This is a genomic window from Nocardia sp. NPDC050697 (assembly GCF_040654395.1).
GTDB lineage: Bacteria > Actinomycetota > Actinomycetes > Mycobacteriales > Mycobacteriaceae > Nocardia.
Window position 1 is genome coordinate 163,401 of the sequence record NZ_JBFAHY010000009.1, and the last position, 26,392, is coordinate 189,792.

Annotated in this window: 26 protein-coding genes and 1 pseudogene; 8 read left to right on the forward strand and 19 right to left on the reverse strand. The window is 73.1% G+C overall.

Translation table 11 applies throughout. The annotated features are described in order from the left end of the window. Positions 1 to 75: 75 nt before the first annotated feature. The 3 genes from AB0H71_RS27820 (at position 76) to AB0H71_RS27830 (ending at position 2,296) form a co-directional block, all read left to right on the forward strand. Positions 76 to 747, forward strand: coding sequence for an amino acid ABC transporter permease (locus tag AB0H71_RS27820; protein WP_357026644.1), 672 nt, complete (start codon positions 76 to 78; stop codon positions 745 to 747). Further along, entirely contained in the window at positions 744 to 1,637 is an 894-nt protein-coding gene (locus tag AB0H71_RS27825; RefSeq protein ID WP_357026646.1) for an amino acid ABC transporter permease, read from the forward strand. The genes AB0H71_RS27820 and AB0H71_RS27825 overlap by 4 nt, the downstream gene beginning before the upstream one ends. An 80-nt stretch (positions 1,638 to 1,717) precedes the next feature. Next, complete coding sequence (locus AB0H71_RS27830; protein WP_357026648.1) at positions 1,718 to 2,296, forward strand: GNAT family N-acetyltransferase; 579 nt, start codon at positions 1,718 to 1,720, stop codon at positions 2,294 to 2,296. Between the two features lie 124 nt (positions 2,297 to 2,420). Here AB0H71_RS27830 and recX read toward each other — a convergent pair whose 3' ends face one another. From recX to AB0H71_RS27860, 6 genes are all read right to left on the reverse strand, one after another. Beyond that, on the reverse strand, positions 2,421 to 2,996 hold the full coding sequence (gene recX, locus AB0H71_RS27835) for a recombination regulator RecX (protein ID WP_357026650.1): 576 nt from the start codon (positions 2,994 to 2,996) through the stop codon (positions 2,421 to 2,423). Positions 2,997 to 3,135: 139 nt separating this feature from the next. Further along, positions 3,136 to 4,179, reverse strand: a complete 1,044-nt coding sequence (gene recA, locus AB0H71_RS27840) for a recombinase RecA (RefSeq protein ID WP_357026651.1) — start codon at positions 4,177 to 4,179, stop codon at positions 3,136 to 3,138. Between the two features lie 165 nt (positions 4,180 to 4,344). Further along, positions 4,345 to 4,539, reverse strand: a complete 195-nt coding sequence (locus tag AB0H71_RS27845) for a DUF3046 domain-containing protein (RefSeq protein ID WP_067656752.1) — start codon at positions 4,537 to 4,539, stop codon at positions 4,345 to 4,347. Between the two features lie 43 nt (positions 4,540 to 4,582). Then, positions 4,583 to 5,746 (reverse strand): nucleotide disphospho-sugar-binding domain-containing protein, encoded by a 1,164-nt coding sequence (locus AB0H71_RS27850; RefSeq protein WP_357026653.1) that lies wholly within the window; start codon positions 5,744 to 5,746, stop codon positions 4,583 to 4,585. A gap of 21 nt (positions 5,747 to 5,767) precedes the next feature. Then, a complete protein-coding gene (locus AB0H71_RS27855) occupies positions 5,768 to 6,481 on the reverse strand; it encodes a PIG-L deacetylase family protein (RefSeq protein ID WP_357026655.1) in 714 nt (237 codons plus the stop codon). Between the two features lie 10 nt (positions 6,482 to 6,491). Continuing rightward, complete coding sequence (locus AB0H71_RS27860) at positions 6,492 to 6,671, reverse strand: hypothetical protein (RefSeq protein WP_357026658.1); 180 nt, start codon at positions 6,669 to 6,671, stop codon at positions 6,492 to 6,494. 135 nt (positions 6,672 to 6,806) lie between these two features. Here AB0H71_RS27860 and AB0H71_RS27865 point away from each other — a divergent pair, with 135 nt between their 5' ends. Then, complete coding sequence (locus AB0H71_RS27865) at positions 6,807 to 8,465, forward strand: alkaline phosphatase D family protein (protein WP_357026660.1); 1,659 nt, start codon at positions 6,807 to 6,809, stop codon at positions 8,463 to 8,465. On the opposite strand, the gene AB0H71_RS27870 is transcribed toward AB0H71_RS27865, so the two are convergent. From AB0H71_RS27870 to pgsA, 8 genes and pseudogenes are all read right to left on the reverse strand, one after another. After that, positions 8,466 to 10,217, reverse strand: coding sequence for a protein kinase (locus AB0H71_RS27870; protein ID WP_357026662.1), 1,752 nt, complete (start codon positions 10,215 to 10,217; stop codon positions 8,466 to 8,468). Positions 10,218 to 10,229: 12 nt separating this feature from the next. Beyond that, complete coding sequence (locus AB0H71_RS27875) at positions 10,230 to 11,957, reverse strand: serine/threonine-protein kinase (protein WP_357026664.1); 1,728 nt, start codon at positions 11,955 to 11,957, stop codon at positions 10,230 to 10,232. A 54-nt stretch (positions 11,958 to 12,011) separates the two neighbouring features. Continuing rightward, entirely contained in the window at positions 12,012 to 12,356 is a 345-nt protein-coding gene (locus AB0H71_RS27880; protein WP_357026666.1) for an Lsr2 family protein, read from the reverse strand. Between the two features lie 171 nt (positions 12,357 to 12,527). Then, positions 12,528 to 13,397, reverse strand: coding sequence for a hypothetical protein (locus tag AB0H71_RS27885; protein WP_357026668.1), 870 nt, complete (start codon positions 13,395 to 13,397; stop codon positions 12,528 to 12,530). Positions 13,398 to 13,450: 53 nt separating this feature from the next. Then, on the reverse strand, positions 13,451 to 14,284 hold the full coding sequence (locus AB0H71_RS27890) for a PspA/IM30 family protein (protein WP_357026670.1): 834 nt from the start codon (positions 14,282 to 14,284) through the stop codon (positions 13,451 to 13,453). 630 nt (positions 14,285 to 14,914) lie between these two features. Further along, positions 14,915 to 15,142, reverse strand: a pseudogene (locus tag AB0H71_RS27895) (helix-turn-helix transcriptional regulator); the annotation flags it as partial. A 214-nt stretch (positions 15,143 to 15,356) separates the two neighbouring features. Further along, positions 15,357 to 15,854, reverse strand: coding sequence for a CinA family protein (locus AB0H71_RS27900; protein ID WP_357026672.1), 498 nt, complete (start codon positions 15,852 to 15,854; stop codon positions 15,357 to 15,359). Then, the gene (gene pgsA / locus AB0H71_RS27905; protein WP_357026926.1) at positions 15,851 to 16,408 is read right to left on the reverse strand and encodes a CDP-diacylglycerol--glycerol-3-phosphate 3-phosphatidyltransferase; all 558 of its coding nucleotides are present in this window, start codon (positions 16,406 to 16,408) and stop codon (positions 15,851 to 15,853) included. Before pgsA ends, AB0H71_RS27900 begins: the two co-directional genes overlap by 4 nt. Positions 16,409 to 16,629: 221 nt before the next feature. On the opposite strand from pgsA, the gene AB0H71_RS27910 reads away from it, so the two are divergent. Then, a complete protein-coding gene (locus tag AB0H71_RS27910) occupies positions 16,630 to 17,199 on the forward strand; it encodes an amino-acid N-acetyltransferase (RefSeq protein WP_357026674.1) in 570 nt (189 codons plus the stop codon). A 12-nt stretch (positions 17,200 to 17,211) separates the two neighbouring features. Then, complete coding sequence (locus tag AB0H71_RS27915) at positions 17,212 to 17,496, forward strand: YciI family protein (protein ID WP_357026676.1); 285 nt, start codon at positions 17,212 to 17,214, stop codon at positions 17,494 to 17,496. A 232-nt stretch (positions 17,497 to 17,728) separates the two neighbouring features. Here AB0H71_RS27915 and AB0H71_RS27920 read toward each other — a convergent pair whose 3' ends face one another. The 3 genes from AB0H71_RS27920 to AB0H71_RS27930 all read right to left on the reverse strand — a co-directional run bounded on the left by AB0H71_RS27920 (position 17,729) and on the right by AB0H71_RS27930 (position 22,223). Next, the gene (locus AB0H71_RS27920) at positions 17,729 to 18,745 is read right to left on the reverse strand and encodes a TerC family protein (protein ID WP_357026678.1); all 1,017 of its coding nucleotides are present in this window, start codon (positions 18,743 to 18,745) and stop codon (positions 17,729 to 17,731) included. A gap of 109 nt (positions 18,746 to 18,854) precedes the next feature. After that, on the reverse strand, positions 18,855 to 21,509 hold the full coding sequence (locus tag AB0H71_RS27925; protein ID WP_357026680.1) for a DNA translocase FtsK: 2,655 nt from the start codon (positions 21,507 to 21,509) through the stop codon (positions 18,855 to 18,857). Positions 21,510 to 21,599: 90 nt separating this feature from the next. Then, positions 21,600 to 22,223, reverse strand: coding sequence for a TIGR03085 family metal-binding protein (locus AB0H71_RS27930; protein ID WP_357026682.1), 624 nt, complete (start codon positions 22,221 to 22,223; stop codon positions 21,600 to 21,602). A 93-nt stretch (positions 22,224 to 22,316) separates the two neighbouring features. Here AB0H71_RS27930 and AB0H71_RS27935 point away from each other — a divergent pair, with 93 nt between their 5' ends. Then, positions 22,317 to 22,700: a DUF4189 domain-containing protein gene (locus AB0H71_RS27935; protein WP_357026684.1), complete on the forward strand. Its 384-nt coding sequence runs from the start codon at positions 22,317 to 22,319 to the stop codon at positions 22,698 to 22,700. 12 nt (positions 22,701 to 22,712) lie between these two features. Next, on the forward strand, positions 22,713 to 23,279 hold the full coding sequence (locus AB0H71_RS27940; RefSeq protein WP_357026686.1) for a hypothetical protein: 567 nt from the start codon (positions 22,713 to 22,715) through the stop codon (positions 23,277 to 23,279). Between the two features lie 60 nt (positions 23,280 to 23,339). On the opposite strand, the gene AB0H71_RS27945 is transcribed toward AB0H71_RS27940, so the two are convergent. Beyond that, positions 23,340 to 25,394: a ribonuclease J gene (locus tag AB0H71_RS27945; protein WP_357026688.1), complete on the reverse strand. Its 2,055-nt coding sequence runs from the start codon at positions 25,392 to 25,394 to the stop codon at positions 23,340 to 23,342. Beyond that, entirely contained in the window at positions 25,391 to 26,299 is a 909-nt protein-coding gene (dapA, locus tag AB0H71_RS27950) for a 4-hydroxy-tetrahydrodipicolinate synthase (protein WP_357026690.1), read from the reverse strand. Before dapA ends, AB0H71_RS27945 begins: the two co-directional genes overlap by 4 nt. Positions 26,300 to 26,392: the final 93 nt, after the last annotated feature.

Sequence of the window (26,392 nt, forward strand, 5' to 3'; positions counted from 1 at the left end):
GAGGGCGGCCCGGACTGCCGGGCCGCCCTCGCCGGTCTTTCCCCGTCCACCCTCGATCGCAAGGGACGCGCGCTCGTGTTCGATCTGATCTCGCGGTACGACGACCAGATACTGGACGCCTTCTGGGTGACCATCCAGCTGACCGTGCTTTCCTCCGTCGGCGCGCTGGTGCTCGGCACGATCGTGGCCGGGCTGCGGGTCTCGCCGGTGCCGATCGCGCGCGGCGTCGGCACCGCCTACGTGACGCTGATCCGCAATACCCCGCTCACGCTGATCATCGTCTTCTGCTCGCTCGGGCTGTACTCCACCATGGGGCTCACGCTCGGCGGCCAGACGCTGAACGCCATCAACTTCCGCTGGGCCATCGTCGGGCTGAGCGTGTACACCGCCGCCTTCGTCTGCGAGTCGCTGCGCTCCGGCATCAACACGGTGCCGCTCGGGCAGTCCGAGGCGGGGCGCTCGCTCGGGCTCGGCTTCGCGCAGAACCTGCGGCTGATCGTGCTGCCGCAGGCCTTCCGCGCGGTGGTCGCGCCGCTGGGCAGCGTGCTGATCGCGCTCACCAAGAACTCCACCATCGCCTCCGCGATCGGCGTCGCCGAGGCGGCCGCGCTGATGGCGACCATGAACGAGACCGAGGCCGACCTGCTGGCGATCGGCGCGATCTTCGCGCTCGGCTTCGTGATCCTGACCCTGCCCACCGGCCTCTTCTTCGGCTGGCTGGCCAAGCGATTCGAGGTGGCCCGATGAGCGGCGCGTCTTCGGTCCTCTTCGACGCGCCCGGCCCGAAGGCCCGGCTGCGCAACCACCTCTACACGGCGCTCGTGGTGGTGCTGGTGGCCGCCGGGCTGTGGGTGGCGATCTCCGCCTTCGCGGACAAGGGCCAGTTCGCGGCGGACAAGTGGACGCCGTTCCTGGAAGCCTCGGTGTGGGAGACCTACCTGCTGCCCGGCCTGCGCGGCACCATCGTCGCGGCGCTGCTCTCCATCGTGCTGGCGCTGGTGCTCGGCATGATCTTCGGCATCCTGCGGCTCTCCGAGCACCGGCCGGTGCGCTGGTTCGCCAGCGTGGTGGTGGAGCTGTCGCGGGCCATCCCGGTGCTGATCCTGATGATCTTCCTGTTCGCCGTCTTCGCCGAGTACGACCTGTTCAAGTCGGAGGATCTGGCGCTCGCCGCGGTGGTCACCGCGCTCACCATCTACAACGGGTCGGTGATCGCGGAGATCGTGCGGGCCGGGATCCGCTCGCTGCCCCGCGGGCAGACCGAGGCGGCGGTGGCGCTCGGGCTGCGCAAGAACCAGCTCATGCGGCTGATCCTGCTGCCGCAGGCGATCACCGCCATGCTGCCCGCGCTGATCTCGCAGATGGTGGTGGCGCTCAAGGACTCCGCGCTCGGCTACCAGATCACCTACGTCGAGATCGTGCGCTCCGGGCAGCAGCTCGGTTCGGCGGAGAGCAACACCATTCCCGCGCTCATGGTGGTGGCGCTGGTCATGATCCTGCTGAACAGCCTGCTCACCTTCGTCGCGACCCGGGTGGAGCGGCGGTTGCGCACGCGCAAGCGCAAGGGCACCGCGGTGCTCGCCGCGGACTCGGTGGTCACCGATGCCGCACCGGGCGTGGATATCGCCAAGAAGTGACGCTCGGCCGCCGTGGCCGGGCGGCGGCCACCGGCCCGGGGCAGGTGGCGTCCGGAAGCGCCTTTGCGCAGAATCGTGCTGTGCCCCTTCTGGATTCGTCCCCGGTCGAGCTGACCCTGTTCGACGGCCCGCAGCCCACCCTGCGCGACGCCGACCTCACACTGCGGCCGTGGACCACGGCCGATGCGGCCGCGGTGTACGCCGCGTTCACCGACCCCGCGATCATGCGGTGGCATCGCCGCCGCGCCGATTCGGTGGCGGAGACCGAGGGGTGGATCCGCGACTGGCGCGCCACCTGGCCCGCCCGCACCGCCGCCAACTGGGCCGCCGTCACCGACGGCGCGGTCACCGGCCGGGTCTCGCTCACCGGCTTCGACTTCCGCTCCGGCAATGCGGCCGTCGCCTACTGGACCCTCCCCGCCGCCCGCGGCCGCGGTCTCGCCCCGCGCGGGGTCCGGGCAGCCGTGTCGTGGGCGTTCGCCGTCGGCTTCCATCGCCTGGAACTCACCCACTCGGTACGCAACGCCGCCTCCTGCCGCACCGCGGCGAAGTCCGGTTTCCCCCTGGAGAGCACGCAGCGCGAGGCCGGGTTGCACGCCGACGGCTGGCACGACATGCATCTGCACGCCCTGGTGACGCCGGAACGAGTGCGGCACTAGACCGGCTCGGCCCCGATCGGTGCGCTTCGAGCCCCTGGCCCCGCGCTGTACGCCCCTCCTCGGTCAGGCGCGCGCTCGGTCGGTGGCCGACACGCCGACGGGCACACCCCCGACCCGGCCCAGGTCAGGTATCGACAGGCTCGGCACCTCCGCTGTACCCGGCGGCATCGAGCTCGGCGCGAACCACCGGAAAGGCAACCGACGCCGGATAACCGCGGCGAGCGAGCATCCCGGACAACCGCCGAAGCGCCGTATCCCGATCCACACTCGCGGGCAGGCTCCGCAACTTCCGCCGCACCAGCTCGGCCGCCCGCTCCTGCTCGTCGTCCCCGCTGATTCCGTCGAGCGCGGCCGCCGCCGTCTCCGGCGCGACCCCCTTGCGCCGCAGCTCCTGGGCGAGCGCCGCCCGCCCCTTCCCTGAGAAGGTGTGCCTGGACTGCACCCACTGCTCGGCGAAGGCGGCATCGTCGACCAGCCCGACCTCGGCGAGCCGGTCGACCGCGGCCGCCGTCACCTCGGCGTCGAATCCCTTGACGGAGAGCCGCTGCACCAGCTCGGCGCGGCTGCGTGCGCGGACGGCGAGCAGGCGAAGACAGGCTTCCTTCGCCTGCTCGACCGTCCCACCCTGCGGGTCACCCCCCTGCGCCGCGCGGCCGGAGCCGGACGGCGCGGGTTCCTCCCGCCCGGGCCCGGCCGCCACCGGACCCGCCCGCCGACGGCCGGCACCACCGCGGCCGTCCGGCGGAAGATCGTTCCCCCCGGAGCTGTTCTCCAGTTCCCGCAACCGCCGCCGGACCTCGTCCACCGGATCGGGCCCGGCGCGGCGGTCGCGAACGGGCTCAGAAATCGGCGGGCACCTCGGCGCCCTCGGCCGCCGTCACGTCGGCGCCGATGCCGAGCTTCTCCTTGATCTTCTTCTCGATCTCGTCGCGCACGTCGATGTTCTCCAGCAGGAACTTCCTGGCGTTCTCCTTGCCCTGGCCCAGCTGGTCGCCCTCGTAGGTGTACCAGGAGCCGGACTTGCGGATGAAGCCGTGCTCGACGCCCATGTCGATGAGCGAGCCCTCCTTGGAGATGCCCTGGCCGTAGAGGATGTCGAACTCGGCCTGCTTGAACGGCGGCGAGACCTTGTTCTTCACGACCTTGACGCGGGTGCGGTTGCCCACCGCGTCGCTGCCGTCCTTGAGCGTCTCGATGCGGCGCACGTCGAGCCGGACCGAGGCGTAGAACTTGAGCGCCTTGCCGCCGGTGGTGGTCTCCGGCGAGCCGAACATGACGCCGATCTTCTCGCGCAGCTGGTTGATGAAGATGGCGGTGGTGCCGGAGTTGTTGAGCGCGCCGGTCATCTTGCGCAGCGCCTGGCTCATCAGCCGGGCCTGCAGCCCGACGTGGCTGTCGCCCATCTCGCCCTCGATCTCGGCGCGCGGGACCAGGGCGGCCACCGAGTCGATGACGATGATGTCGATGGCGCCGGAGCGCACCAGCATGTCGGCGATCTCCAGCGCCTGCTCGCCGGTGTCCGGCTGGGAGACCAGCAGCGCGTCGGTGTCGACGCCGAGCTTCTTGGCGTACTCCGGATCCAGCGCGTGCTCCGCGTCGATGAACGCGGCCACGCCGCCGGCGGCCTGGGCATTGGCCACCGCGTGCAGCGCGACCGTGGTCTTACCCGACGACTCCGGGCCGTAGACCTCGATGACCCGGCCGCGGGGCAGCCCGCCGATGCCGAGCGCGACGTCGAGCGCGATGGAGCCGGTCGGGATCACCGAGATGGGCTGCCGCGCCTCCTCGCCGAGCCGCATGACCGCGCCCTTGCCGAAGCTCTTCTCGACCTGGGCGAGCGCGAGCTCCAGCGCCTTGTCGCGGTCGTAAGCCTGTGGTGCCATGTCGATCCCCTTCACTCGGGAAGCTGATGTGTGGGCGCTCCGGCTCGGAGGGAGAAGGAGCGCTTCCTCGTGGTTGGCGCCCACACTAGAGCGCGGCACCGACAAGTTCTGGCGCTCAGCCTAGACGAACAGGTGTTCGAGTCAAGCCGCCCCGCCGACGGGGGTTCACCACCGCACCCGGGGCACGTCGAACTCGGCGCAGAGCGCGCGCCAGACCTCGCGGGGATCGACCCCCGCCTCGATGGCCTGCGCCCCGGTCCGCCCGCCGAGCGCGAGGATGACGTGGTCGGCGAGCAGTGTGTCGCCCCTGGCCACACCGAATTCGGTGTGCAGGAGTTCGGAGAATTCGGTCAACCGCACCGTGCCGAAGATACCGGGCCCGCCCGGCGACCGGGGCCGCGGCTCAGCGCACCGCGGCCCGTCGCAGCACCCGATGACACACCTCGACCGGGTCGGCGACCTCGGCGATCCCCGCCGCGGCGGCCGCGGCGGCGGCGGTGTAGCCGGGCTGCTCCAGCACCCGCAGCACCGCGGTGCGCACGGCGGCGGCGGTGAGCGGCCGGATCAGCAGCGAGCCGCCCTGCCTGGCCGCGCGGTTGGCCAGCTCCCACTGGTCGCCGCCGCCGGGCACGGTGACCACCGGGACCCCGGCGAGCAGGCTCTTGGCCAGCAGCCCGTGCCCGCCGCCACCGACCACGACGGCGGCTTGCCGGAGCAGCACGTCCTGCCTGCCCAGCCCGGCGCGCACCCAGGCCGGGAGCCCGGGCGGCGGGGTGTCGAGCATGGAGACGGCGACCCGCACCCCGGCGCCGTCCAGCGCCTCGACCACGGTCTCCACCATGCCGGCGACCCCGGTGTGCGCGGTCGACGGCGCCACCACGACCAGCGGCTCGGCGCCGGGCGGCGGCTCCAGCACGGCGTCGGTCGGCTCCCAGAGCAGCGGCCCGACCAGGTGCGTGTGCTCCGGCCAGTCCGGGCGCGGCACCTCCAGCGCGGGCAGGGTGGCGATCAGCCGGGCGGCGGGGCCGGGGTCGGCGCCGGGCAGCCCGACCCCGACGCGGGCGGCGGCGCGCTGCCGGTGGCCTGCCTTGATGTCGCGGGCGGTGAGCGCGCGCAGCACGGTGTCCCTGGCCCGGCCGCGCACCCCGGTACCGGGGGCGAGGCCGCTGCCGATCGGCGGCAACCCCCTCGAGGGCAGGTAGAGCGGGTGCGGCGAGAGCTCGGCCCAGGGCACGCCGAGCCGCTCGGCGGCCATCCCGCCACCGGCGGTGAGCACGTCGGAGACGATCAGGTCGGGGCGGAGCGCGCCGAGCTCGGGCAGGTTCTCGGTGGAGATGTGCGCGGCGCGCTCGTGGATCCGGCTGCCTGCGTCGGCGTCGTCGTCCGTGGCGCGCGGCGCCAGCCCCTCGAGCCGGCGCACCTCGATCCCGGCGGCCAGCGCGGTGTCGAACCAGCGCGCGCCGGTGAAGAGCACCGGTTCGTCCCCGGCGGCGCGGAGGCGCGCGCACAGGGCCAGCGCGGGGAAGGCATGTCCTGGGTCGGGTCCGGCCACGACGGCTACGCGCATCCGCCCACCCTGCCACACCGGTCAGTCGCGGAAGTGATAGAGCGTGAAGCCGACCGCCCGCGCGGCCGGGAAGCCGGCGCGCGGCCCGGTACCCATCTCGACGATCTCCGCGACCTGCTCCTCCACCGGCCGCTCCGGGGCGAGTACCTCCAGGTAGCGCCGGTGCGCGGCGAGCGAGGCGTGGGCCAGCGGGATGACCTCGGTGACGTCGACGGCGTGGTCGCCGCCGGGTTCGAAGACGGCGGCCCAGCGCGCGCTCCACGGCGGCAGCTCGGCCAGCTCGGGGAAGATCCACTCGTTGCCCGCGTCGGCGATGGCGTCCAGCGCCGCCCGGCCGGTGGCCCGGTGGTCGGCGCTGTTCGGGTAGCCGGGCGCCCAGACCGGGCCGAAGTGCATGAGCACCACCAGCTCGGGGCGGTGCCGGCGGATGGCGGCGGCCAGGTCGCGGCGGAGCGCGAGGCCCTCCTCGATCCGGCCGTCCGGATAGCCGAGGAACTCCACCTCGCGCACCCCGACCTCGGCGGCCGCGGCCCGCTCCTCACGCTCGCGCAGCGGCCCCGCCTCGGCGGGCGGCACCCCGGCCATCCCGGCCTCGCCGCTGGTGACCAGCAGGTACCGCAGGTCCTTGCCCTGGCCGGTCCAGCGGGCGACCGCGGCCGCCGCCCCGTACTCGATGTCGTCGGGGTGGGCCGCGATCACCAGCCCGCGCCGCCAGTCCTCCGGAAGCTGCCGCATACCCGCGAAGCTACAGCTTGCTGATGGTGTTGTCGCTGTTCTCGGTCACCGCCTTGTACAGCAAATACAGCCCGCCGATGATCACGGCCAGCACCAGGAGCGGGAACAGCCCCTTCAGCAGCGCCCCGATGATCGCCACCGCGATCCACGCCAGCACCACCACTCCGATGATCTTCCACACCATTGCCATCTCTCCTTCGGTTCGTCCTGCTTCGAGCATGGCAGCCGAACGGCGGTGAAACAGCAGGTGAAAGCTGATATCAGGGTAGATTTCGGGGTGTCCACGGACCCGGTTCCCGGCGGTATCCGCACGTACCCTGACGGGGTGGCCCTCTCGCGTCGGCAGTTCTCGCGGTTCGGCGGCGCCGCCCTGGCGGCGGTGCTCGCCGGTACCGCGGCGGCGAGCAGCGCCCGGTTCCCCGCGCCGCGCCGGCTCGGCGACCCGTTCTCGCTCGGGGTGGCCTCCGGCGACCCGACGCCGGACGGCTTCGTGCTCTGGACCCGGCTCGCCCCCGACCCCACCGCCCCCGACGGCCTGGCGGGCACCCCGCTGGCCCCGGTGAGCGTGGACTACGAGGTGGCGCACGACGAGCGGTTCCGCGCCGTCGTCGCGCGCGGCACGGCGGTGGCCACCCGCGATCTCGGGCACAGCGTGCACCCGGAGATCAGCGGGCTGGAGCCGGATCGCTGGTACTACTACCGCTTCCGCGCCGGATCGGCGATCTCGCCGGTCGGCCGCACCCGCACCGCGCCCGCGCTGGGGCAGCGGCTGGACCGCATGCGCTTCGCCTTCGCCTCCTGCCAGTCCTGGACCTCCGGCTACTTCACCGCCTACGACCACCTGAGCCGGGAGGACCTGGACCTGGTGGTGCACCTCGGCGACTACATCTACGAGATGGGCTGGATCCGCGGCCGCGCGGGCCAGGACGTCTGGGAGCCGCAGTTCGAGGGCGAGGCCGTCGACCTGCGCGGCTACCGGCTGCGCTACGCCCAGGCGAAGGCCGAGGCGCCGCTGCGAGCCGCGCACGCGGCGTTCCCGTGGCTGGTCACCATGGACGACCACGAGGTCGACAACAACTGGGCCGGTGATTCGCCGGGGCTCGGCGTCACCGTGCAGGGCCTCCGGCCGCTCTTCCTGAAGCGGCGGGCCGCCGCCTTCCAGGCCATGTACGAGCACCAGCCACTGCGGCTCGCGCAGCTGCCGCGGGGGCCGTCGATGCTGCTGCACCGGCGCTACCGCTTCGGCGACCTCGCCGACTTCACCATGCTCGACACCAGGCAGTACCGCACCGCGCAGGCCTGCGGCGACGGCAATGTGGTGCGCGGCTGCGACGAGCGGTCGAACCCCGAGCGCACCATACTCGGCGCGGGGCAGCGGAAGTGGCTGCTGGACGGGCTGGCGAACTCGCCCGCGCGCTGGCAGGTGCTCGGCAACCAGGTCGGGATGAGCCGCACCGACATGGACCCGGGTCCGGAGGTGGCGCTGGCCACCGACCCGTGGGACGGCTACCTCGCCGACCGGGCCGCCGTGCTCGGCGCCGCCGCCCGGCTCGGCGGCCGGAACATGGTGGTGATCACCGGCGACCGGCACGAGAACCACGCCGCCGACCTGCGCCGGGACCACGGCGACCCGGACTCCCCCGTGGTCTCGGCCGAGTTCACCGGCACCTCGATAACCAGCGGCGGCGACGGTTCGGACATGACGCCGCGCGGGCGCACCATGCTCGACGCCAACCCGGACATCCGGTTCTTCAACGGGCAGCGCGGGTACGTCCGGGTGGAGCTCGACCACGAGCTGTGGCGCACCGACTTCCGGGTGCTGCCGTACGTGCGCAGGCAGGGTGCGCCGATCAGCACCAGGGCCAGCTACGTGGTGGAGGACGGCGTGCCCGGCGTGCGGGAGGCGGTGCGGCCGGAGCCGCCGCGCGGCGCCGACGCGGGCGGGGGCCGGAGCGGGAGCGCCGAGGCGGCGCCGACCCGCTGATCAGAGCGGGAGCGCGGGCCACCACTGCCGGTACAGGTCGTCGCCGGTGTGGAAGTCCCAGTTGGCGTCGATGACGACCCAGGCGCGGGCCGGGTCGTCGAACTCGACCGTGAGCAGGCCGGTATTGCCGCCCGGGTAGTGGCTCCAGCGGACCCGGCCGGTGCCGGAGGGGCGGGTCCACGGTTCCTCGCGGGTGGTGGCGTTCTCGATCCTGGTGGTGAAGTCGCTGTCCCGGCGTGGGTCGTTCGGGCGGTAGGACCAGACGGAGTACGCGACGCCGTCGTCCTGGGTGCACTCCAGGGCGGGGGCGCCGCCGTTGTTCAGGACGTTCATGCTGGTGCAGCGGGCGCCGCGGTAGCCGGTGGCGGTGGGGTCCGGCGGGAGGAGGCCGGGGAAGAGGGCGACGAGTTCGGCGTCGCGGCCCCAGGCGGGGTTCGCCGGGCGCGTCGTCGGCGGTGCTGTGGTCGATGTCGTGCGGACGGGTTCGGCCGGGGTGCCGGTGCCGGTGACGGTCGAGGGATTGGCGGCGAGGGTGACGGCGGTGCCCACCGCGAGCACCGCCAGGAGCGCCGCGGCGGCGCGGAACCAGGTGGTGGACAGGAAGTTCGGCCGCCGGTGCGCGCCGCCGGGCACCGTGGGCGGCGGGAAGCCGGTCGGTGGGGAGGCGGAGACGAAACCCGAGCCGGCGGACGGCACCGAGCCCGGGTCGCCGGATTGGGGCACGCCCGGATTGCCGGGCGCCGGCGTACCCGGAATGCCGGGCGACGGCGTGCCCGCGGCGCAGCCCGGGTTGCCGGGGTGGGGCGGGCGCGGGGCGGGGGTCGGCTCGTCCGGTTGCGGGCGGATCAGGGTGGGGCCACCGGGGGTGGCGGGGATGCGGGTGCCCGCGAGCGGCGAAACCGCCTGCGAGACGACGGCGTCGAGGGCGGCGCGCGCGGCGGCGGCGAAGGAGCGGCAGTCGGGAAAGCGCTGCTCCCGATCCTTCGCCATGGCGGTCGCCACCACCGCGTCCAACCCGACCGGCAGCCCGGGCACCACCGCGGACGGCCGCGGCGGCGGCTCCATGAGGTGCGCGCCGAGCACCGCGGCGGGGGTGCTGCGGGTGAACGGCAGCGCGCCGGTGAGCATCTGGAACAGCGTGGCGCCGAGCGCGTAGATATCGGCGCGATGGTCGAGCGGATCACCCCGGATCTGCTCCGGCGCCACGTACCCGAGCGTGGCGACCAGCGCCCCCGCCGCGGTGAGCCCGCTGTCGTCGGTGCGGCTGCGCGCGATCCCGAAGTCGGTGACGAAGACGTGGTCCGCCCCGTCGTCATCGGCGACCAGCAGGTTGGCCGGTTTCACGTCGCGGTGCAGCAGCCCGCGCCGGTGCGCCGAGTCCAGCCCGGCGGCGGCCTGGGTGAGGAGCTGCACCGCCCGCCGCGGGTCCAGCCTGCCGCCGCCCGCGCGGATGAGCTCGGCGACGTCCGGCCCGGCGACGTAGCGCATGGACATCCAGAGCAGCTCGTCCTCGGTGCCGCGGTCGTAGATCTCCACGATGTTGGGGTGGTCGAGCTGCACCGCCAGCTCGGCCTCGCGCCGGAACCTGGCGCGGAACTCCGGGTCGGCGCCCGCCACCGGGTCGAGCACCTTGAGCGCCACCGAGCGCGGCAGCCTGGGGTGCCTGGCCAGGTAGACGGTGCCCATACCGCCCGCGCCGAGGGTGCGTTCGATGCGGTGCCCGGCGAACACCGTGCCCGGGGTCAGGGTCATGGGCGGCTCTCCTCAGAGCGGGGCGCCGGCGAACCAGCGGTCGTAGACGTCCCGGCCGCCGCGGCCGCCGGAGGCGCCGACCGTGCAGAAGCTGCGGTCCGGGTCGTCGAAGGCGATGTCGAGCAGGCCGAAGCCGGCCGTGCTGTCGGTGGCGTAGCGGACGCTGCCGGTGCCGCTCGGCCTGGTCCAGCGCTCCTCGTGCGGGTCGGCGTAGCCGAGCGTCTCCCGGCGGTAGGTGACCGGGCGGCGGCTCGGGTCGCAGCGGATATTGACGCTGATGCCGTCGTCCGCCTCGGACGGGCAGTGCAGCCAGGCGCCGCGGTCGTCGTTCAGCGCGCAGCGCATGCCGAGGTAGCCGGTGCCCGCCGGGTCGGCCGGGACCAGGCCGGGGAAGGCGTCGGCGATGTAGGCCGCATTGCCCCACGCCGCCGTTGGCGCCGAGGTCGTCGACGGACGGGTGGTCGTCGGCGCGTTCGTTGTGGTCGCCGCGGGTGCGGCGGTGCCGGTGAGGTCGGGGCGGGTCAGGACCACAAGCGTGGTGGCGGCCACGACGCCGAGCACCACCAGCGCACCTGCCAGGACCGGCCAGCGGAGCCGGCGGGCAGGTGCGCCACCCGAAGGGGGCGGCGCACTCGCGAAGGCGGGCGCACCCGGCGCTCCTGGCACGAGATACCCGCTCGCACCGACCTCGCCCTTCGCCACAGAGTTCCCGGCGGAGTTACCCGGACCTCCCGCCACGGAATGCTCCTGCGAGACACCGGGCGGGGCCACACGCCTAGCGCCACCCGCGTTGGCTGAACCGGTACCGCCGAACGGCCCCGCCACCGGGTAGCCGGGCGGTGTGAGCATCCCCGCGGCCGGCACACCACCGGTCCCCGTGAGGCCGTCCGACGCCCCCTCGGCACCGAGCACGAGCAGCGCGGCCTCCGCGAGGGCCCCACAACTGCCGAACCGCTCCCCCGGCTCCTTCGCCATCGCCTTGACGATCACCGCGTCCACCGCGGGCGGCAGCGCGGGGTTCAGCGCGGAGGCGCGCGGCGGCGGCTCGAAGAGCTGCGCCGCCATGGCGGCCGCGGGCGGCAGCGCGCCGAACGGCTTGCTTCCGGTGAGCAACTCGAAGAGCGTGCACCCGAGCGAGTACACGTCGGCGCGCCGGTCGACCGGCCCGCCGGTGAGCAGCTCCGGCGCGGCGTAGGCGACGGTGGCGAGCACCGAGCCGGTACCGGTCAGCGAGGTGGGTGCGTCCAGCGGCCGGGCGATGCCGAAGTCGGTGAGCCGGACGACGTCGTTCCCCTCGTCGTCGGCGGCGACCATGATGTTGGCCGGTTTGACGTCCCGGTGCAGCAGGTCGCGCCGGTGCGCGGCATCGAGCCCGCGCGCGGCGGCCGCGACGATCCGCGCGGCGCGCAGGGGCGGCAGCTCGGCGGGCCCGCGCCGGATCAGCTCGGCGGCGTCCACCCCGTCCACGTACCGCATGGCGATCCAGAGCACCGCGCCCTCGGCGCCTCGGTCGTAGACGGCCACCACATTCGGGTGCTCCAGCCGCGCGGCCAGATCGGCCTCGCGTTCGAACCTGGCCCGGAACTCCGGATCGGCCCCGAGCCCGGGATCGAGGACCTTCAGCGCGTCCCGCCGCGGCAGCCGCGGATGCTGCGCGAGGTACACCGCGCCCATCCCACCGGCCCCCAGCCGGCGCAGCACACGGTAACCGGCGAATATCTCGCCAGGGCGCAGCACCACGAGACGACCTCCTCCCTACGCTGGAGGATACCTACTTCCCGCCGCGCGGCGAGCTCAGGAGCGAGCGGGATGCGCCGTCCGGTAGGCCGCGACGACCTCGTCCGGCACGCGGCCGCGGGAGGAGATGTCGAAGCCGTTCTCCCTGGCCCAGCGCCGGATGGCGGTGGCGTCCTCGCCCGCCCGCCCGGCGGCGCCCTGCTCCCCGGCGCGCCTGCGGCGGCCGCCGACCCGGCGCGCGTGCCGCACCCACTCCTCGAGTTCGGCGCGCAGGCGCTCGGCGTTCGCCGACGACAGGTCGATCTCGTAGGTGACTCCGTCGAGACCGAACACGATGGTCTCGTCGGCCGCCGACTCCCCGTCGAAATCGTCGACCGTCGTCACGACCACCCGCTGCGCCATAGTTTCCCTGTCCTTCTGCCAGAACCGTTCGGAGACAGCACATTACACACCCCTGCCGCTCCGCGCCCGGCACCTGCGCGGTTCCCGCGCGTCGCCGGTCGCCGCACCGCCATCCTACGGTCGCCGAACGGACACCGCGCGTTGTGCTTTCGCGGCGGCTCCGGGCGGGTGCTACCGGCCGTGCGGCGGAAGCGGCGCGCGGCCGTCGTCGGCGAGCTCGGTGAGCGCCTGTGCCCAGCCGTCGAGGCGGTCGGCGGCGTGCCTGAGGTCGGCGACGATAACGTCGAAGTTGTAGTGCACCACACCGGTTTCCGGCACCGCGAGCAGCCCGCCCGCGGCGGCGACCAGCTGCTCGTACTCCGCCACCCCGGCGTCCAGCCTGGCGACGGCGGCGCGGACGGTGTCGCGCAGCGAGCCCGCGGTCGCGGGGTTGGCCTGGCCGATGGCGTCGACGGCCTGCTCCATGGCCTGGACGTCGGTGATCAGCGCGGCGAGCGCGGCGGCGCCGGAGGCCGCGGTCTCGCGCAGGTCGGCGAGCTCGTCCAGGGGAAGCCTGCCGGTGCGCGCGATCTGGGTGACGAGCGCGTGCAGTGCCCGCTCGGCCCGGTCCAGCCTGCCTGCCGCGGTGCGGGCGGCGGAGCGCAGCGGCGGCAGTTTGCGCGGCTGGTAGGCGGCCTGCGGCAGGGGCAGCTGGCGCAGCCGCAGGTAGCGCCGCGCGCTGATCGCGCCGCCGGTGACCAGCGCGACCGCGCCGCCGCCGAGCACGACCACGGCCCAGACCGGCGCGGAGAGCACCACCAGCCCGACCGCGCCGACGGTGGTGAGCCCGCCCGCGGTGCCGAGCCGCAGGCTGGTGCGCCGGGCCCGGCGCCGCCTGCGCAGCTCGCGTTCCCGCGGATCGGCCCAGCGCCGCACCGCCACCAGGGCATTCTCCCCGATGTCCCGCAGCGCGGCCGCGGTGGGCGCCGGAACATGCTGCACGGCGGTGGGTTTCGCGCGGCCGAGCCGGGTCCAGCCGGGCTCGGGCTGCTGGCGGCTCATCGGGCGGGCCTCCCCTTCTCGGTTCTCACCGCACCGGCCGGGCCGGTGCGCACTCACTGCTGGGCGGTCTGCCCCTTGTTCAGGTCGGCCTGCTGCACGGCCGGGTTGGGCTGCGGCTGCCCCTGGCCGACGGCCGGGGTGCCGCCGCCCGCGGGCAGCGACTCGCCGCGCATGGAGGCGCGGATCTGCTCCAGCTTGCTGTGCCCGGCCATCTGCACGCTGGCCTGCTGCACCTCGAGCATCCGGCCCTGCACCGAGTTCTGGGCCAGCTCGGCGGCGCCGAGCGCGTTGGCGTAGCGGCGCTCGATCTTCTCCCGCACCGCGTCCAGGCTGGGGGTGCTGCCCGGCGCGGAGAGCGTGGAGTCCATCTGCTGCAGCGAGGCCGAGACCTGCTCCTGCATCTTGGCCTGCTCCAGCTGGCTGAGCAGCTTGGTGCGCTCGGCGACCTTCTGCTGCAGCAGCATCGCGTTCTGCTCGACCGCCTTCTTGGCCTGCGCGGCCGCCTGCAGCGACTGGTCGTGCAGCACCTTGAGATCCTCCACCGACTGCTCGGCGGTGACCAGCTGGGCGGCGAACGCCTCGGCGGCGTTGGTGTACTGCACGCCCTTCTCGGTGTCGCCCGCGGCGATGGCCTGGTCGGCGAGGAGCACGGCCTGCCGCGCGTTGGCGTTCAGCTTCTCGACCTCGTCGAGCTGCCGGTTCAGCTTCATCTCCAGCTGGCGCTGGTTGCCGATCACCGACGCGGCCTGCTGCGAGAGCGCCTGGTGCTGCCGCTGGGCCTCCTCGATCGCCTGCTGAATCTGGACCTTGGGGTCGGCGTGCTCCTCGATCTTGGAGTCGAAGAGGGCCATCAGGTACTTCCAGGCCTTCGCGAACGGATTAGCCATCGATTGATCCCGCCTCCATCTGACGCGCCACGTCACGACGCGGCTGCGGTGCGCGACCGTCACGCACCCGTTGTCGGTTTCTATCCTCCACCATGTGGCACCCGGATCCACCGAGGCCGGGCCCCCCGAATCTAGTCGCTGACCACTCGCCCGCGCAGCGTGCGCCGCCGGTCACCAGCTGTTCACCAGGGCGCGGGTGTCGCCGCGCGGGGCCGGGATCACGATCCTGGTCTCCACCGGGAGCGGGCGGCCCGCGCCGGGCGTCATCACCACGCTGCCGGGCACGATCGCGCCGGCCGGGAGATCGGCGGCGTCGGGTGCGCCGACCGCGTCCGGCCCGGTGCCGATTCCGACCGGGACCGGGACCGCCTCGCCGTCCGGCTCGGGCGTTCCGAGCGGCTGCGGCGTGAACCGACTGGGCACGTCGGCCGGCCCGGCCGACATGGTGGCTCCGGCCGGGGCTGCCGCCGCCTCCGAGCCGACGCCGTGCTCGGCGGCCGTATCGGCGCGACCGCTCGCGTCGGTGAAACCGGCCGTCTCGGCGCCCCGCTCCGGCGCCGCCTCGGCCCGCTCCGCGGGGGCCACGGCCAGCACCGGCTCCAGCTCACCGAGCGGCCCGAACCCGTCGGCGTCGGCCATGATCGTGCTCACGTCCCAGAGCACCCGGGAGAGCGGCACGTCCAGCGCCGAGCAGATGGCGGCCAGCAGTTCGCTGGAGGCCTCCTTGCGCCCGCGCTCCACCTCGGAGAGGTAGCCGAGGCTGACCCGGGCCGAGCCGGACACTTCGCGCAGGGTGCGGTGCTGCGCGAGCCGCGCACGCCGCAGACTGTCCCCGATGGCCTCTCGCAGCAGCGTCATCTCGCACTCCTCTTCCTCGCACACCGGCCGCCGCCCATCCGCCCGGCGCCACAGCGCGACCGGACCTCCGGCGCAACCCGTTCTCCAGCACAACGCGCCGCGGCGCCGATCGGTTCCCGCTCCTCCTCCGGGTTCACCCGGATTTCACGGCGCGGATCCGCCCGCCGCGGCTCCGGGTTGTCCCGGGTCACCGCTGGTTTCCCGGGGTCCGGTGTCAGGGCCGCTCGGCGGCCTCGACCGTGCGCAGCAACTCCTCGACCGCCGCGCGCGTCGCACCGAGTCTGATGGTCCACCGGTCACCGGCGAGTTTCAACCGCTGGGTGCTGGTGTGCCCGGGTCCGGCGATCGCGAGGAAGACGGTGCCGACCGGTTGCCCGCCCTGCGGGTCCGGCCCGGCCACCCCGGTGAGGCCGACGCCCCAGTCCGCGCCGCAGCGGGTGCGGGCGCCGACCGCGAGCTGCTCGGCGGTGCCCGCGGCGACCGGGCCGAGCCCGGCGAGCAGCTCGGCGTCGACCCCGGCCAGGGTGTGCTTGAGGTCGGTGGCGTAGACCACGAGCCCGCCGCGCAGTACGGTGCTCGCCCCCGGCACCCCGGCCAGGGCGGCGGTGAAGAGCCCCGCGGTCAGCGATTCGGCGGCGGCGACGGTCTGCCCGGCGCCGCGCAGCGCGGCCACCAGCTCGGCGGCGCCGGCGCCCGCCAGCGGGTCGGTCACGATTCCCTGGCCCGCCCCGGGCCGGCCAGCCAGACCCGGGCCGCTTGGCCGACGTAGTCCAGCCCGGTGGCGACGGTGAGCAGCACCGCCACGTACATCAGCACCATCCCCGCGGTCTCGAAGGCACCGCTCAGCGGCAGCAGCAGCACCCCGATGGCCAGCGTCTGCACCAGCGTCTTGAGCTTGCCGCCGCGCCCGGCCGGGATCACCCCGCGCCGGACGACGACCAGCCGGAGCAGCGTGATGCCGATCTCCCTGGCGCAGATCACGATGGTGATCCACCAGGCCAGGTCGCCGAGCACGGAGAGCCCGATGAGCGCGGCGCCGACCAGCGCCTTGTCCGCGATCGGGTCGGCGAGCTTGCCGAAATCGGTGACCAGGCCGTACTTGCGCGCCAGCTGCCCGTCGAAGCGGTCGGTGATGGCGGCGACCGCGAACAGCACGGTGGCGCCGATGCGCCAGGCGGTGTCGTGGCCGCCCGCGGCGAAGAGCGCCAGCACGAACAGCGGGACGATCGCGATCCGCAGCATGGTGAGGATGTTCGCGATGTTCATCAGCGGCACCGCGGGCTCGTGCGGCACGTGGCCCTCCTGCGGCGCGCGCTGATAGCCGGGGCCGACGACGGGGCCGCTCCACCCCCGGTCGATCTCCTCGGGCTGCGCGCTCACGACAGCCCCCGGCCCGCGGATCGCGCACGGCGATACCGGGGCGAGAAGGGTCGGATGCGCGGCACAGCCTCAGCCTATCGGTAACCGGCCCCGCTACTGTTCACCCCATGACTTCTCGGGCACCACTCGGTGCTTCCACCAGCGACGCGAACTCCGTCGCGCCCCCCGGCGCGCCCGCTTCCGCCGTGGTGGTGCGCCGAGCCCGCACCGCGGACGTGCCGGGGATCAAGGAGCTCATCGACGTCTACGCGGGCCGCATCCTGCTGGAGAAGAACCTGGTGACGCTGTACGAGGCGGTCCAGGAGTTCTGGGTGGCGGAGCTGGACGGCCGGCTCGTCGGCTGCGGCGCGCTGCACGTGCTGTGGGCGGATCTCGGGGAGGTGCGCACGGTGGCGGTGCACCCGAGCGTGAAGGGGCACGGTGTGGGCAAGCTCATCGTGCGCCGGCTGGTGGAGGTGGCGCGGGAGCTGGGGCTGCGGCGGGTGTTCGTGCTCACCTTCGAGGTGCCGTTCTTCGCCGGGCACGGGTTCGTGGAGATCCACGGCACGCCGGTGACCGCCGAGGTGTACGCGGAGATGTGCCGCTCCTACGACACCGGTGTGGCCGAGTTCCTGGACCTGAGCTACGTGAAGCCGAACACGCTCGGCAATACTCGGATGCTGCTGACCCTGGATTGAGAGGATCGTCGCGTGCCGACCTTCGCCGTGCACTACACCTACTCCGCGGGCACCGTGCCCGGGCGCGATGTTCATCGCGCGGAGCATCGGAACTGGTTGGGGTCGCTGGTCGACGCCGGGACGCTGCTCACCAGTGGACCGTATTCCGATGGGTCCGGTGCCCTGCTCCTCTTCCGCACCTCGTCGGAAGCGGAGCTTCTCGAGCTGCTCGGGCGTGATCCGTTCGCGCGCGAGGAGTTGATCGATGCGGTTCGCGTCGCCGAGTGGTTGCCGGTGCTCGGGGCGTTCTCGGACTGAAGCTCGCGTCCGACGCCCTCTCGGGTCTGCGACCCGGCCGGGGCGTCTCGAAGGGTGAAGCGGGGGGCGGCACACCTGGCGGTGTGCCGCCCCCCGCGCCCCCGGATGGGGTGGACCGGCGCGTCCCCGGGCGGGGTAGACCGCCGCGTTCGCCTGCAGCGGGGTCTCCCGCACCGAGGTGCTGCTTCGGCGGCCGCCTCGGACGTGCCGCTTCCGCTCGGACCTCGGCGTGCTACTTCGGCTGTTCGGCCGGGTCGGGTGTTTCCGCGCGCGGCTTCGCGGAGCCGCGGGTGCGGAGGAGGCTGGCCACCGTGGCGATCACCAGGATGCCAATGATCACCGAGAGCGAGAGGGGGGTGGAGATCTCCGGGACCGCGACGTGCTCACCACCGTTGATGAACGGCAGCGTGTTCTCGTGCAGCGCGTGCAGCACCAGCTTGACGCCGATGAACGCCAGGATGGCGGCGAGGCCGTAGGAGAGGTAGACGAGGCGGTCCAGCAGCCCGCCGATCAGGAAGTACAGCTGGCGCAGCCCCATGAGGGCGAAGGCGTTGGCGGTGAAGACCAGGTACGGCTGCTCGGTGAGGCCGTAGATGGCCGGGATCGAGTCGAGCGCGAAGAGCAGATCGGCGAAGCCGATGGCGAGCAGCGCCAGCAGCATCGGGGTGACCACCCGCTTGCCGTCGATCCGGGCGAACAGCTTGTCGCCGTGGTAGTCGTCGGTGGTCGGCACCAGTTTCTTGGTGATCCGGACGATCGCGGAGTCCCGCTTCTCCTCCGCCTCCACCTCGTGCCCGCTCTCCTTGAGCAGCTTCACGGCGGTGTAGATCAGGAACGCCCCGAACAGGTAGAACACCCAGCTGAAGGCGCTGATCGCGGCCGCGCCGACGGCGATGAAGCCGCCGCGCATCACCAGCGCGAGCACGATGCCGATGAGCAGCACCTTCTGCTGGTACTTCCGCGGCACCGCGAAGGTGCTCATGATGATCAGGAAGACGAACAGGTTGTCCACCGAGAGCGCCTTCTCGGTGACGAAGCCCGCGTAGTACTCACCGGCGTAGGTGCCGCCCCACTGCCAGGCGACGAAGCCGCCGAAGAGCAGCGCGATCCCGATGTAGACGGCGGACCAGAAGCCCGATTCCTTGAAGCTCGGTTCGTGCGGGGTGCGCACGTGCGCGAAGAAGTCGAAGACGAACAATCCCAGGATCACCACGATGGTGATCACCCATACGAGTCCGGTCACCTGCATGCGCGGGTCCTGTCGACGGCTGCTTTCATGGCACCCAGCATGCCCGAATTGTCCGAGGTTTGCCGCAGCGGGGCGGAACCGGGTGGTTCGTCACACCGGACGCTACACCTCACTCCGCGTCGGCCGGCTCCGGATCACCCCCGCGGATGGCGAACAGCACGCCGTCCAGCTCGTCCGGTTTGATCAGCACGTCCCTGGCCTTGGAGCCCTCGCTGGGCCCGACGACGCCGCGGGTCTCCATGAGATCCATCAGCCTGCCCGCCTTGGCGAAGCCGACCCGCAGCTTGCGCTGCAGCATGGAGGTGGAGCCGAACTGCGAAGTGACCACCAGCTCCACGGCCTGCAGCAGCACGTCCAGGTCGTCGCCGATATCGGGGTCGACGTCCTTCTTCTCGCCCGCCTTCGCCGCGGTGACGCCCTCGGTGTACTCCGGCTCGGCCTGGTTCTTGGTGAACTCGACGACGCCGTAGATCTCCTCGTCGGAGATGTAGGCGCCCTGCAGCCGGGTCGGCTTGCCCGCGCCCATGGGCAGGAAGAGCCCGTCGCCCATGCCGATCAGCTTCTCCGCGCCCGGCTGGTCCAGGATGACGCGCGAGTCGGTGAGCGAGGAGGTCGCGAAGGCCAGCCGGGACGGCACATTGGTCTTGATCAGGCCGGTGACCACGTCCACCGAGGGGCGCTGGGTGGCCAGCACCAGGTGGATGCCGGCCGCGCGCGCCTTCTGGGTGATCCGGACGATGGCGTCCTCGACGTCGCGCGGGGCGGTCATCATCAGGTCGGCGAGCTCGTCCACGATGGCCAGGATGTAGGGGTACGGCCGGTACACCCGCTCGCTGCCGAGCGGGGTGGTGATGGCGCCGGACTTCACCTTGCGGTTGAAGTCGTCGATGTGCCGCACCTTGCTGGCCTGCATGTCCTGGTAGCGCTGCTCCATCTCCTCGACCAGCCAGGCCAGCGCGGCGGCGGCCTTCTTGGGCTGGGTGATGATCGGCGTGATCAGGTGCGGGATGCCCTCGTAGGGGGTGAGCTCGACCATCTTGGGGTCGATCAGGATGAGCCGCACCTCGTCCGGGGTGGCCCGCTGCAGCAGCGAGACCAGCATGGAGTTCACGAAGCTCGACTTGCCGGAGCCGGTGGAGCCGGCGACGAGCAGGTGCGGCATCTTGGCCAGGTTCGCCGAGACGAACTCGCCCTCGATGTTCTTGCCCAGCCCGATCACCAGCGGGTGGTGATCGTTGCGGGTGGAGCCGGCCTTGAGCACGTCGGCCAGCCGGACCAGCTCGCGGTCGGAGTTCGGCACCTCGATGCCGACCGCGGACTTGCCCGGGATCGGCGCGAGCAGCCGCACGTTCTCGGTCGCCACCGCGTACGCGATGTTCCTGGCCAGCGCGGTGATCTTCTCGACCTTCACGCCGGGGCCCAGCTCCACCTCGTACCGGGTGACCGTCGGGCCGCGGACGAAGCCGGTGACCGCCGCGTCGATCTTGAACTGCACCAGCACCTCGGTGATCGCCTCGATCATCGACTCATTGGCGGCGCTGCGCTTCTTCGGCGGGTCGCCGTCGGTGAGCAGGGAGAGCGGGGGCAGCGTGTAGTCGCCCTCGATCACCCGGTCGGTGACGAACTCCGGCTCGGGGGGCGGCGGCGGGGTCTGGTCGACCGGCGCCGGGGTGGCGCGCCTGCGCGGCTTCGGGGCGGGTTCCGGCTCCGGGGCGGGCGGCGGCTCGATCGGCTTGGCATCGCGCAGCGGGGGCTCGCCGAGCAGCTCGGTGGAGGCGCCGGAGCCGGGGAACTCGTCGGTCGGGTAGTTCTCGGCCGGGGTGCGGCCGCGGCGGCGGCGCGGGCGCGCGGGCGGGTCGTCGTAGCCGGGCGGGTCGAGCGTGCCGTAGCCGGTGTCGAAGGGGTGCGCGGCGTCGTAGTCGGCGTACTCGTCGCCGCCGGACTGGGTGCCGAACCAGCGGCGCAGCACGTCGGGCACCTCGCGCACCGTGATGCCGGTGAGCAGCAGCACGCCGAAGGCGACGCAGAGCACCAGGATCGGGGCGGCGAGCCACGGGGTGAGCCCCTGGCCGAGCGGGCCGCCTGCCACGAAGCCGAGGAAACCGGCGGCGCGGGAGCGGCCGTGCGCGTCGGTGGGGGCGCCCGCGGCGAGGTGCCAGAGGCCGAGGAAGGGCAGCCCCACCATGAGCCCGCCGAGGACGAGGCGGGGGCGGATCTCCGGGCGCGGCTCGGTGCGCATGAGGATCACCGCGACCGCCGCCGCGGCGAACGGGACCGCGGCCGAGGCGGAGCCGCCCACCGCGCGGATCACCGTCTCCACCCAGCGGCCGACCGGGCCGCCCGCGGAGAGCCAGACGGCGGCGGCCACCACCGCCGCGAAGGCGAGCAGCCCCAGCGCGATGCCGTCGCGCCGGTGGCCGTGGTCGATATCGCCCGCCCTGCTCACCGTGCGGGTGGCGGCGCCGACGCCGCGCGCCAGCATGGACCAGCCGCCGGTGATCGCGCGGGTGAACACGGCGAGCGGAGCGGTGTTCGACCTGGCCCCCGCCGGACGCCGGGCCGGGCGGCGGACCGCACCGGTCCGCGCGGTGGCGCCGGCCCGCGCGGTGGCGCCCGCCCGCGGCGCACTCCGGGTTCTCGGGGCGGGCGCGCCGGCCCGCGGCACCCCGGAAGCGGCGGGCGCGGAACCGCTTCGGGGAGCCCTCCCCCGCGCCGTTCCCGCGCGCGGCCGAGCCGACGTGGTGCTGCGGGGCTTACCTGCCATGGCCCCAGGCTAGCCCCAAATGCCCCGCGGAAACCATCCGCAACACTGTTCCCGCGCGTCTCGCGGGCCGGTCACGGGGTTGTTCGCGGGCTACAGGGAGCGGTCCAGGGCGAGGACCAGGCGAACCGACTCTTCCGGGCCGGAGGTCTCGATCCGCACCTTGTCCCGCCCGAAGGCGTGCAGCAGCAGCTCGGCGGGGGCGCCGAGCAGCACGACCGGCTCGCCGGAGCCCGAGCCGATCCGCGCCTCGTCCCCGTCCGGGGTGCGCAGCACGATCGGCACCGGCGACTTCCGGTACGCCATCTTCCCCATGCGCCGCACGGTCTTCCAGAGCTGCCGCTGCTCGCCGGCGGGCAGCTCGCGCGGCTCCCACACCTCGCCCCCGCGCCGGACGTCCTCGTGGTGCACGAAGTACTCCGCGAGGTTGGCGACGGCGTCGATCGGCTTGAGCGGCGACCACCACGGCGGCCCGGTCCGCACCACCTCGAGCAGCTCGGGGAACGGCCGCGCGGCGGCGCGCGCCTGCACCTTCTCCAACCGCGGCGCCAGCGCCTTGATCATGATCCCGGGCGCGGCGTCCGGCCTGCGCTCCCGCACCACCAGGTGCGCGGCGAGATCGCGGACGGTCCAGCTCCCGCAGAGCGTCGGTGCGTCCGGACCGGCGGCCGCCATCGTCGCCACGAGTTCGCGGCGTTCCTTCTGTGCCATGCTCACCCTGCCGAAGATACCCAGCGCGCGCCGCACTGTGTATTTTGTTGCTTCGGTCCATCGGGTCGTGGATCTTCCGGACAGAAGGGCAACTCCCCCGTGAAAAAGTTCGTCTCCGGCGTCGCCGTCGCCGCCGCGGTCGGTTCCGCGCTGACACTCGGCGCCCCCTCCGCGCAGGCCGCGCGCTCCTACTACGGCGCCATCGCGCTCTCCCCCTCGACCGGGCTGATCGGTTACTCGTACGACTACGCCGACGTCGATCAGGCCACGGCCAAGGCGCTGAGCAGCTGCGGCGCCGCGGATTGCGAGTCGCTGGTGTGGTTCGCCAATGGCTGCGGCGCCGTCGCCTACTCCGAGCGCACCTCCACCTGGAGCTGGGCCTACGGCGCCTCGCGCCGCTCGGCGCAGTCGCTGGCGCTCAACGAGAACTACTCCGACGCCACCATCGTGCACTGGAACTGCACCTCCAACCACAGCAACTGACGGGGGAACACTGTGAAGCACCCTTTCCGCACCGCCGCCGCGGTGCTCCTGACCACGGCCGCCTGCACCCTCGCGGTCGGCTGCAGCAGCTCCACGGACGACAAGTCCGGCGATAGCACCGTCGCCACCGCCACCCGCGACGCCGACGCCGGCGACGCGCAGGGCGGCAGCGACATCGGCAGCAAGCAGACCGGCTCCGCGCCGACCTCGGCGGCCGCGCCGGTGCTGGCCAAGCCGACGGTCGCCGAGCTGAACGACCGGCTCACCAAGGCCTTCGACCCCGCGGTGCCGAACGCCGAGAAGATCAGCTGGATCCAGAACGCCGAGCAGGATCCCTACCTGGTGCAGAACCTGGTGGCCGCGGCCGAGCGGGAGAACGTCACCGTGAAGGTGACGAACGTGCAGGAGCCGGCCGGCGGCAAGGTGAAGGCCGACGCCGACGTCACGATCGGCGGCACCCCGGTGCAGAACGCCTTCATCGAGTTCGTCTCCGAGGGCGGGCAGTGGAAGGTCTCGAACACCTTCGCCTGCAATGTGGTGAAGAGCGCGAAGATCGAATCGGCCGCCTGCGAGGGCTGAGCCGGGGTACGACAGAGCCCGCCGGAGATCACTCCGGCGGGCTCTCGTCGTCTCGCGGGATCAGACCCCGATCACGGTGGGGATGATCATCGGGCGGCGCCGGTAGACATCGGCCACCCAGCGCCCGACCACCCGGCGCACGCTCTGCGCGATCCGGTGCGTGTCGGTGACGCCCTCGCCGGCCAGCCGCAGCAGCTCCGCCTCCACCAGCTGGGCGGCGTCGGCGAGCGCGCTCGGGTCGTCGGAGAAGCCGCGGCCGCTGAGCTCCGGCGGGCTGACCGCCTTGCCGGTGTCCTGATCGATGGCGACGGTGATCGAGATGAAGCCGCCCTCGCCGAGCACCAGCCGGTCCGAGAGCGTGGACTCGCCGACGTCGCCGACCGAGAGGCCGTCCACGTAGACGTGGCCGACCGGCACCCGGCCGACGATGGAGGCGATGCCGTCCACCAGGTCGACCACGACGCCGTCCTCGGCCAGCACCACCCGCTCCTCGGGCACGCCGGTCGCCACCGCCAGCGCGGCATTGGCGCGCAGGTGCCGCCACTCGCCGTGCACCGGCATGGCATTGGTCGGCCGCACCGCGTTGTACAGGTAGAGCAGCTCGCCCGCCGACGCGTGGCCGGAGACGTGCACCTTCGCGTTCTGCTGGGTGATCACCGTCGCGCCGAGCCGGGCCAAGCCGTTCACCACGGTGAAGACCGAGTTCTCGTTGCCCGGGATGAGCGAGGAGGCCAGCACCACCAGGTCGTCGGCGCGCACGTTGATCTGCCGGTGGTCGCCGCGGGCCATCCGGGAGAGCGCCGAGAGCGGCTCGCCCTGGGAGCCGGTGGAGATCAGCACCAGGCGGTCACCGGGCAGGCTCGCGGCGCCGTCCATGGTGATCTCGACACCGGACGGCACCGTCAGGTAGCCCAGCTCCTGCGCGATCTGCATATTGCGGACCATCGAGCGGCCGACGAAGCAGACCCGGCGGCCGTAGCGCTGGGCCACATCCACAACCTGCTGGATCCGGTGCACGTGGCTGGCGAACGAGGCCACGATCACCCGGCCGCGGGCCTTGCCGATGACGGTGTCGAGCACGCCGCCGATCTCGCGCTCCGGGGTGACGAAGCCGGGCACCTCGGCATTGGTGGAGTCGACCAGGAAGAGGTCGACGCCCTCGTCGCCGAGCCGGGAGAAGCCGGCCAGGTCGGTGAGCCGGTTGTCCAGCGGGAGCTGGTCCAACTTGATGTCGCCGGTGTGCAGCACCACGCCGGCCGGAGTGCGGATGGCGACCGCGAGCGCGTCCGGGATGGAGTGGTTGACCGCGAAGAACTCGCAGCCGAACGGGCCGTGCGTGGTGTGCTGGCCCTCGGTGACCTCGACCAGCTTCGGGTGCAGCCGGTGCTCGCGGCACTTCGCCGCGACCAGCGCGAGGGTGAAGCGGGAGCCGACCACCGGGATGTCCTGGCGCAGCCGGAGCAGGAAGGGCACGGCGCCGATGTGGTCCTCGTGGCCGTGCGTGAGCACCACCGCGACGATGTCGTCCATCCGGTCCTCGATGGGCCGGAAGTCGGGCAGGATCAGGTCGACGCCGGGCTGCTGGTCCTCCGGGAAGAGCACGCCGCAGTCGACGATGAGCAGCTTGCCGCCGAACTCGAAGACGGTCATGTTGCGGCCGATCTCGCCGATGCCGCCGAGCGCGAAGACGCGCAGGCCGTTGCGCGGGGCCTTGGGCGGGGTGCCGAGCCGGTCCTGCGGGGCCAGCACGGGCTGGTCCTGCGCCGGCTCCGAGCGGCGCCCGGACTGCCTGCCGCGGTTGTTGTTGCGGCGATTGCCCTGGCGGCCGCTCGACTGCTCGGCACCGCCGTCGCGGCCCGAACGGTCTGTCCGCTCGGCGGTCACCGCGACGGTCTCTTCCGTGGCGGCGCGGCCAGAATCCGTACCGGTTTCGCTCGCGGCGGCTCCGGTCTCGCCCGTGGCGGCGCGACTGGTCGCGGCACCTTCCGCTACGACCGCCGCCGCATCGGCGGCGGCGTCGATCTCCGGAGCGGCGCTCTCGGCGACCGGCCGCTCACTCGCCGGGAGCGGCGGGCCCGCGGTGCGGCTGGCGGAACGTCTCCGTGGTCGGCTCATACAAGTACCCCCGCGGCCCGCAGATCGCCGGCCAGCTCGTCGAGTTGGGCGGTGGAGGGCATGAGCTGCGGCAACCGCGGCTCGCCCACATCCACGCCGAGCAAGCGCAGCCCGCCCTTGGTCATTGCCACGCCGCCGAGGCGCGCCATGGCATTGTTCAGCCCGATCAGATCGGCATTGAGCTGCCGGGCCCGCTCCACGTCACCGGCCGTGTAGGCGGTGAGCAGGTCGCGCAGCCGCTCCGGCACCAGGTGCCCGATAACGCTGATGAAGCCGGTCGCGCCCACCGAAAGCCAGGGCAGGTTGAGCGCGTCGTCGCCGGAGTACCAGGCCAGCCCGGTCTCCGCGATCAGCCCGGCGCCCATGTTCAGATCGCCCTTGGCGTCTTTCAGCGCGACGATCCGCGGATGCTCGGCCAACACCCGGATGGTGTCCGAGGCAATCGGCACCACCGAGCGCGGCGGGATGTCGTACAGCGTGACCGGCAGGTCGGTGGCGTCGGCGACCGCGGTGAAATGCGCGACCAGCCCCTCCTGGGAGGGGCGCGAGTAGTACGGCGTGACGACCAGCAACCCGTGGGCGCCCGCCCGCTGCGCATTGCGCGCCAGGTGGATCGAGTGCGCGGTGTCGTAGGTGCCCGCGCCCGCGATCACGGTGGCGCGCTCGCCGACGGCGTCGACGACGGCGCGCAGCAGATCGGCCTTCTCGGACTCGGTGGTGGTCGGCGACTCGCCGGTGGTGCCGGAGACGGCGAGCAGGTCGACGCCGCGGTCCACCAGGTGGGCCGCCAGCGCGACACCCGCGTCGACGTCCAGCTTCCCCTCGGGCGTGAAAGGGGTCACCATGGCGACGCCGACCGAGCCGGACGCCCGGAGCGGGGTGGGCGTCGTTTCACCGTTCCTCATGGTGAGAAAGGCTACCCGGTCGTGCTTGTCCGCTCGACACCCTCGTCCGGGCGCCGGTGTGCCGCACCCGCGCGAACCGGCCGCACCCCTCGC

Coding starts and splice junctions, on each gene's coding strand:
- AB0H71_RS27825 (WP_357026646.1), top strand. CDS start 744: ATGAGCGGCGCGTCTTCGGTCCTCTTCGACGCGCCCGGCCCGAAGGCC.
- recA (WP_357026651.1), bottom strand. CDS start 4,179: ATGGCACCACAGGCTTACGACCGCGACAAGGCGCTGGAGCTCGCGCTC.
- AB0H71_RS27850 (WP_357026653.1), bottom strand. CDS start 5,746: ATGCGCGTAGCCGTCGTGGCCGGACCCGACCCAGGACATGCCTTCCCC.
- AB0H71_RS27855 (WP_357026655.1), bottom strand. CDS start 6,481: ATGCGGCAGCTTCCGGAGGACTGGCGGCGCGGGCTGGTGATCGCGGCC.
- AB0H71_RS27860 (WP_357026658.1), bottom strand. CDS start 6,671: ATGGCAATGGTGTGGAAGATCATCGGAGTGGTGGTGCTGGCGTGGATC.
- AB0H71_RS27870 (WP_357026662.1), bottom strand. CDS start 10,217: ATGACCCTGACCCCGGGCACGGTGTTCGCCGGGCACCGCATCGAACGC.
- AB0H71_RS27880 (WP_357026666.1), bottom strand. CDS start 12,356: ATGGCGCAGCGGGTGGTCGTGACGACGGTCGACGATTTCGACGGGGAG.
- AB0H71_RS27885 (WP_357026668.1), bottom strand. CDS start 13,397: ATGAGCCGCCAGCAGCCCGAGCCCGGCTGGACCCGGCTCGGCCGCGCG.
- AB0H71_RS27890 (WP_357026670.1), bottom strand. CDS start 14,284: ATGGCTAATCCGTTCGCGAAGGCCTGGAAGTACCTGATGGCCCTCTTC.
- pgsA (WP_357026926.1), bottom strand. CDS start 16,408: ATGAACATCGCGAACATCCTCACCATGCTGCGGATCGCGATCGTCCCG.
- AB0H71_RS27910 (WP_357026674.1), top strand. CDS start 16,630: ATGACTTCTCGGGCACCACTCGGTGCTTCCACCAGCGACGCGAACTCC.
- AB0H71_RS27920 (WP_357026678.1), bottom strand. CDS start 18,745: ATGCAGGTGACCGGACTCGTATGGGTGATCACCATCGTGGTGATCCTG.
- AB0H71_RS27925 (WP_357026680.1), bottom strand. CDS start 21,509: ATGGCAGGTAAGCCCCGCAGCACCACGTCGGCTCGGCCGCGCGCGGGA.
- AB0H71_RS27945 (WP_357026688.1), bottom strand. CDS start 25,394: ATGAGCCGACCACGGAGACGTTCCGCCAGCCGCACCGCGGGCCCGCCG.
- dapA (WP_357026690.1), bottom strand. CDS start 26,299: ATGAGGAACGGTGAAACGACGCCCACCCCGCTCCGGGCGTCCGGCTCG.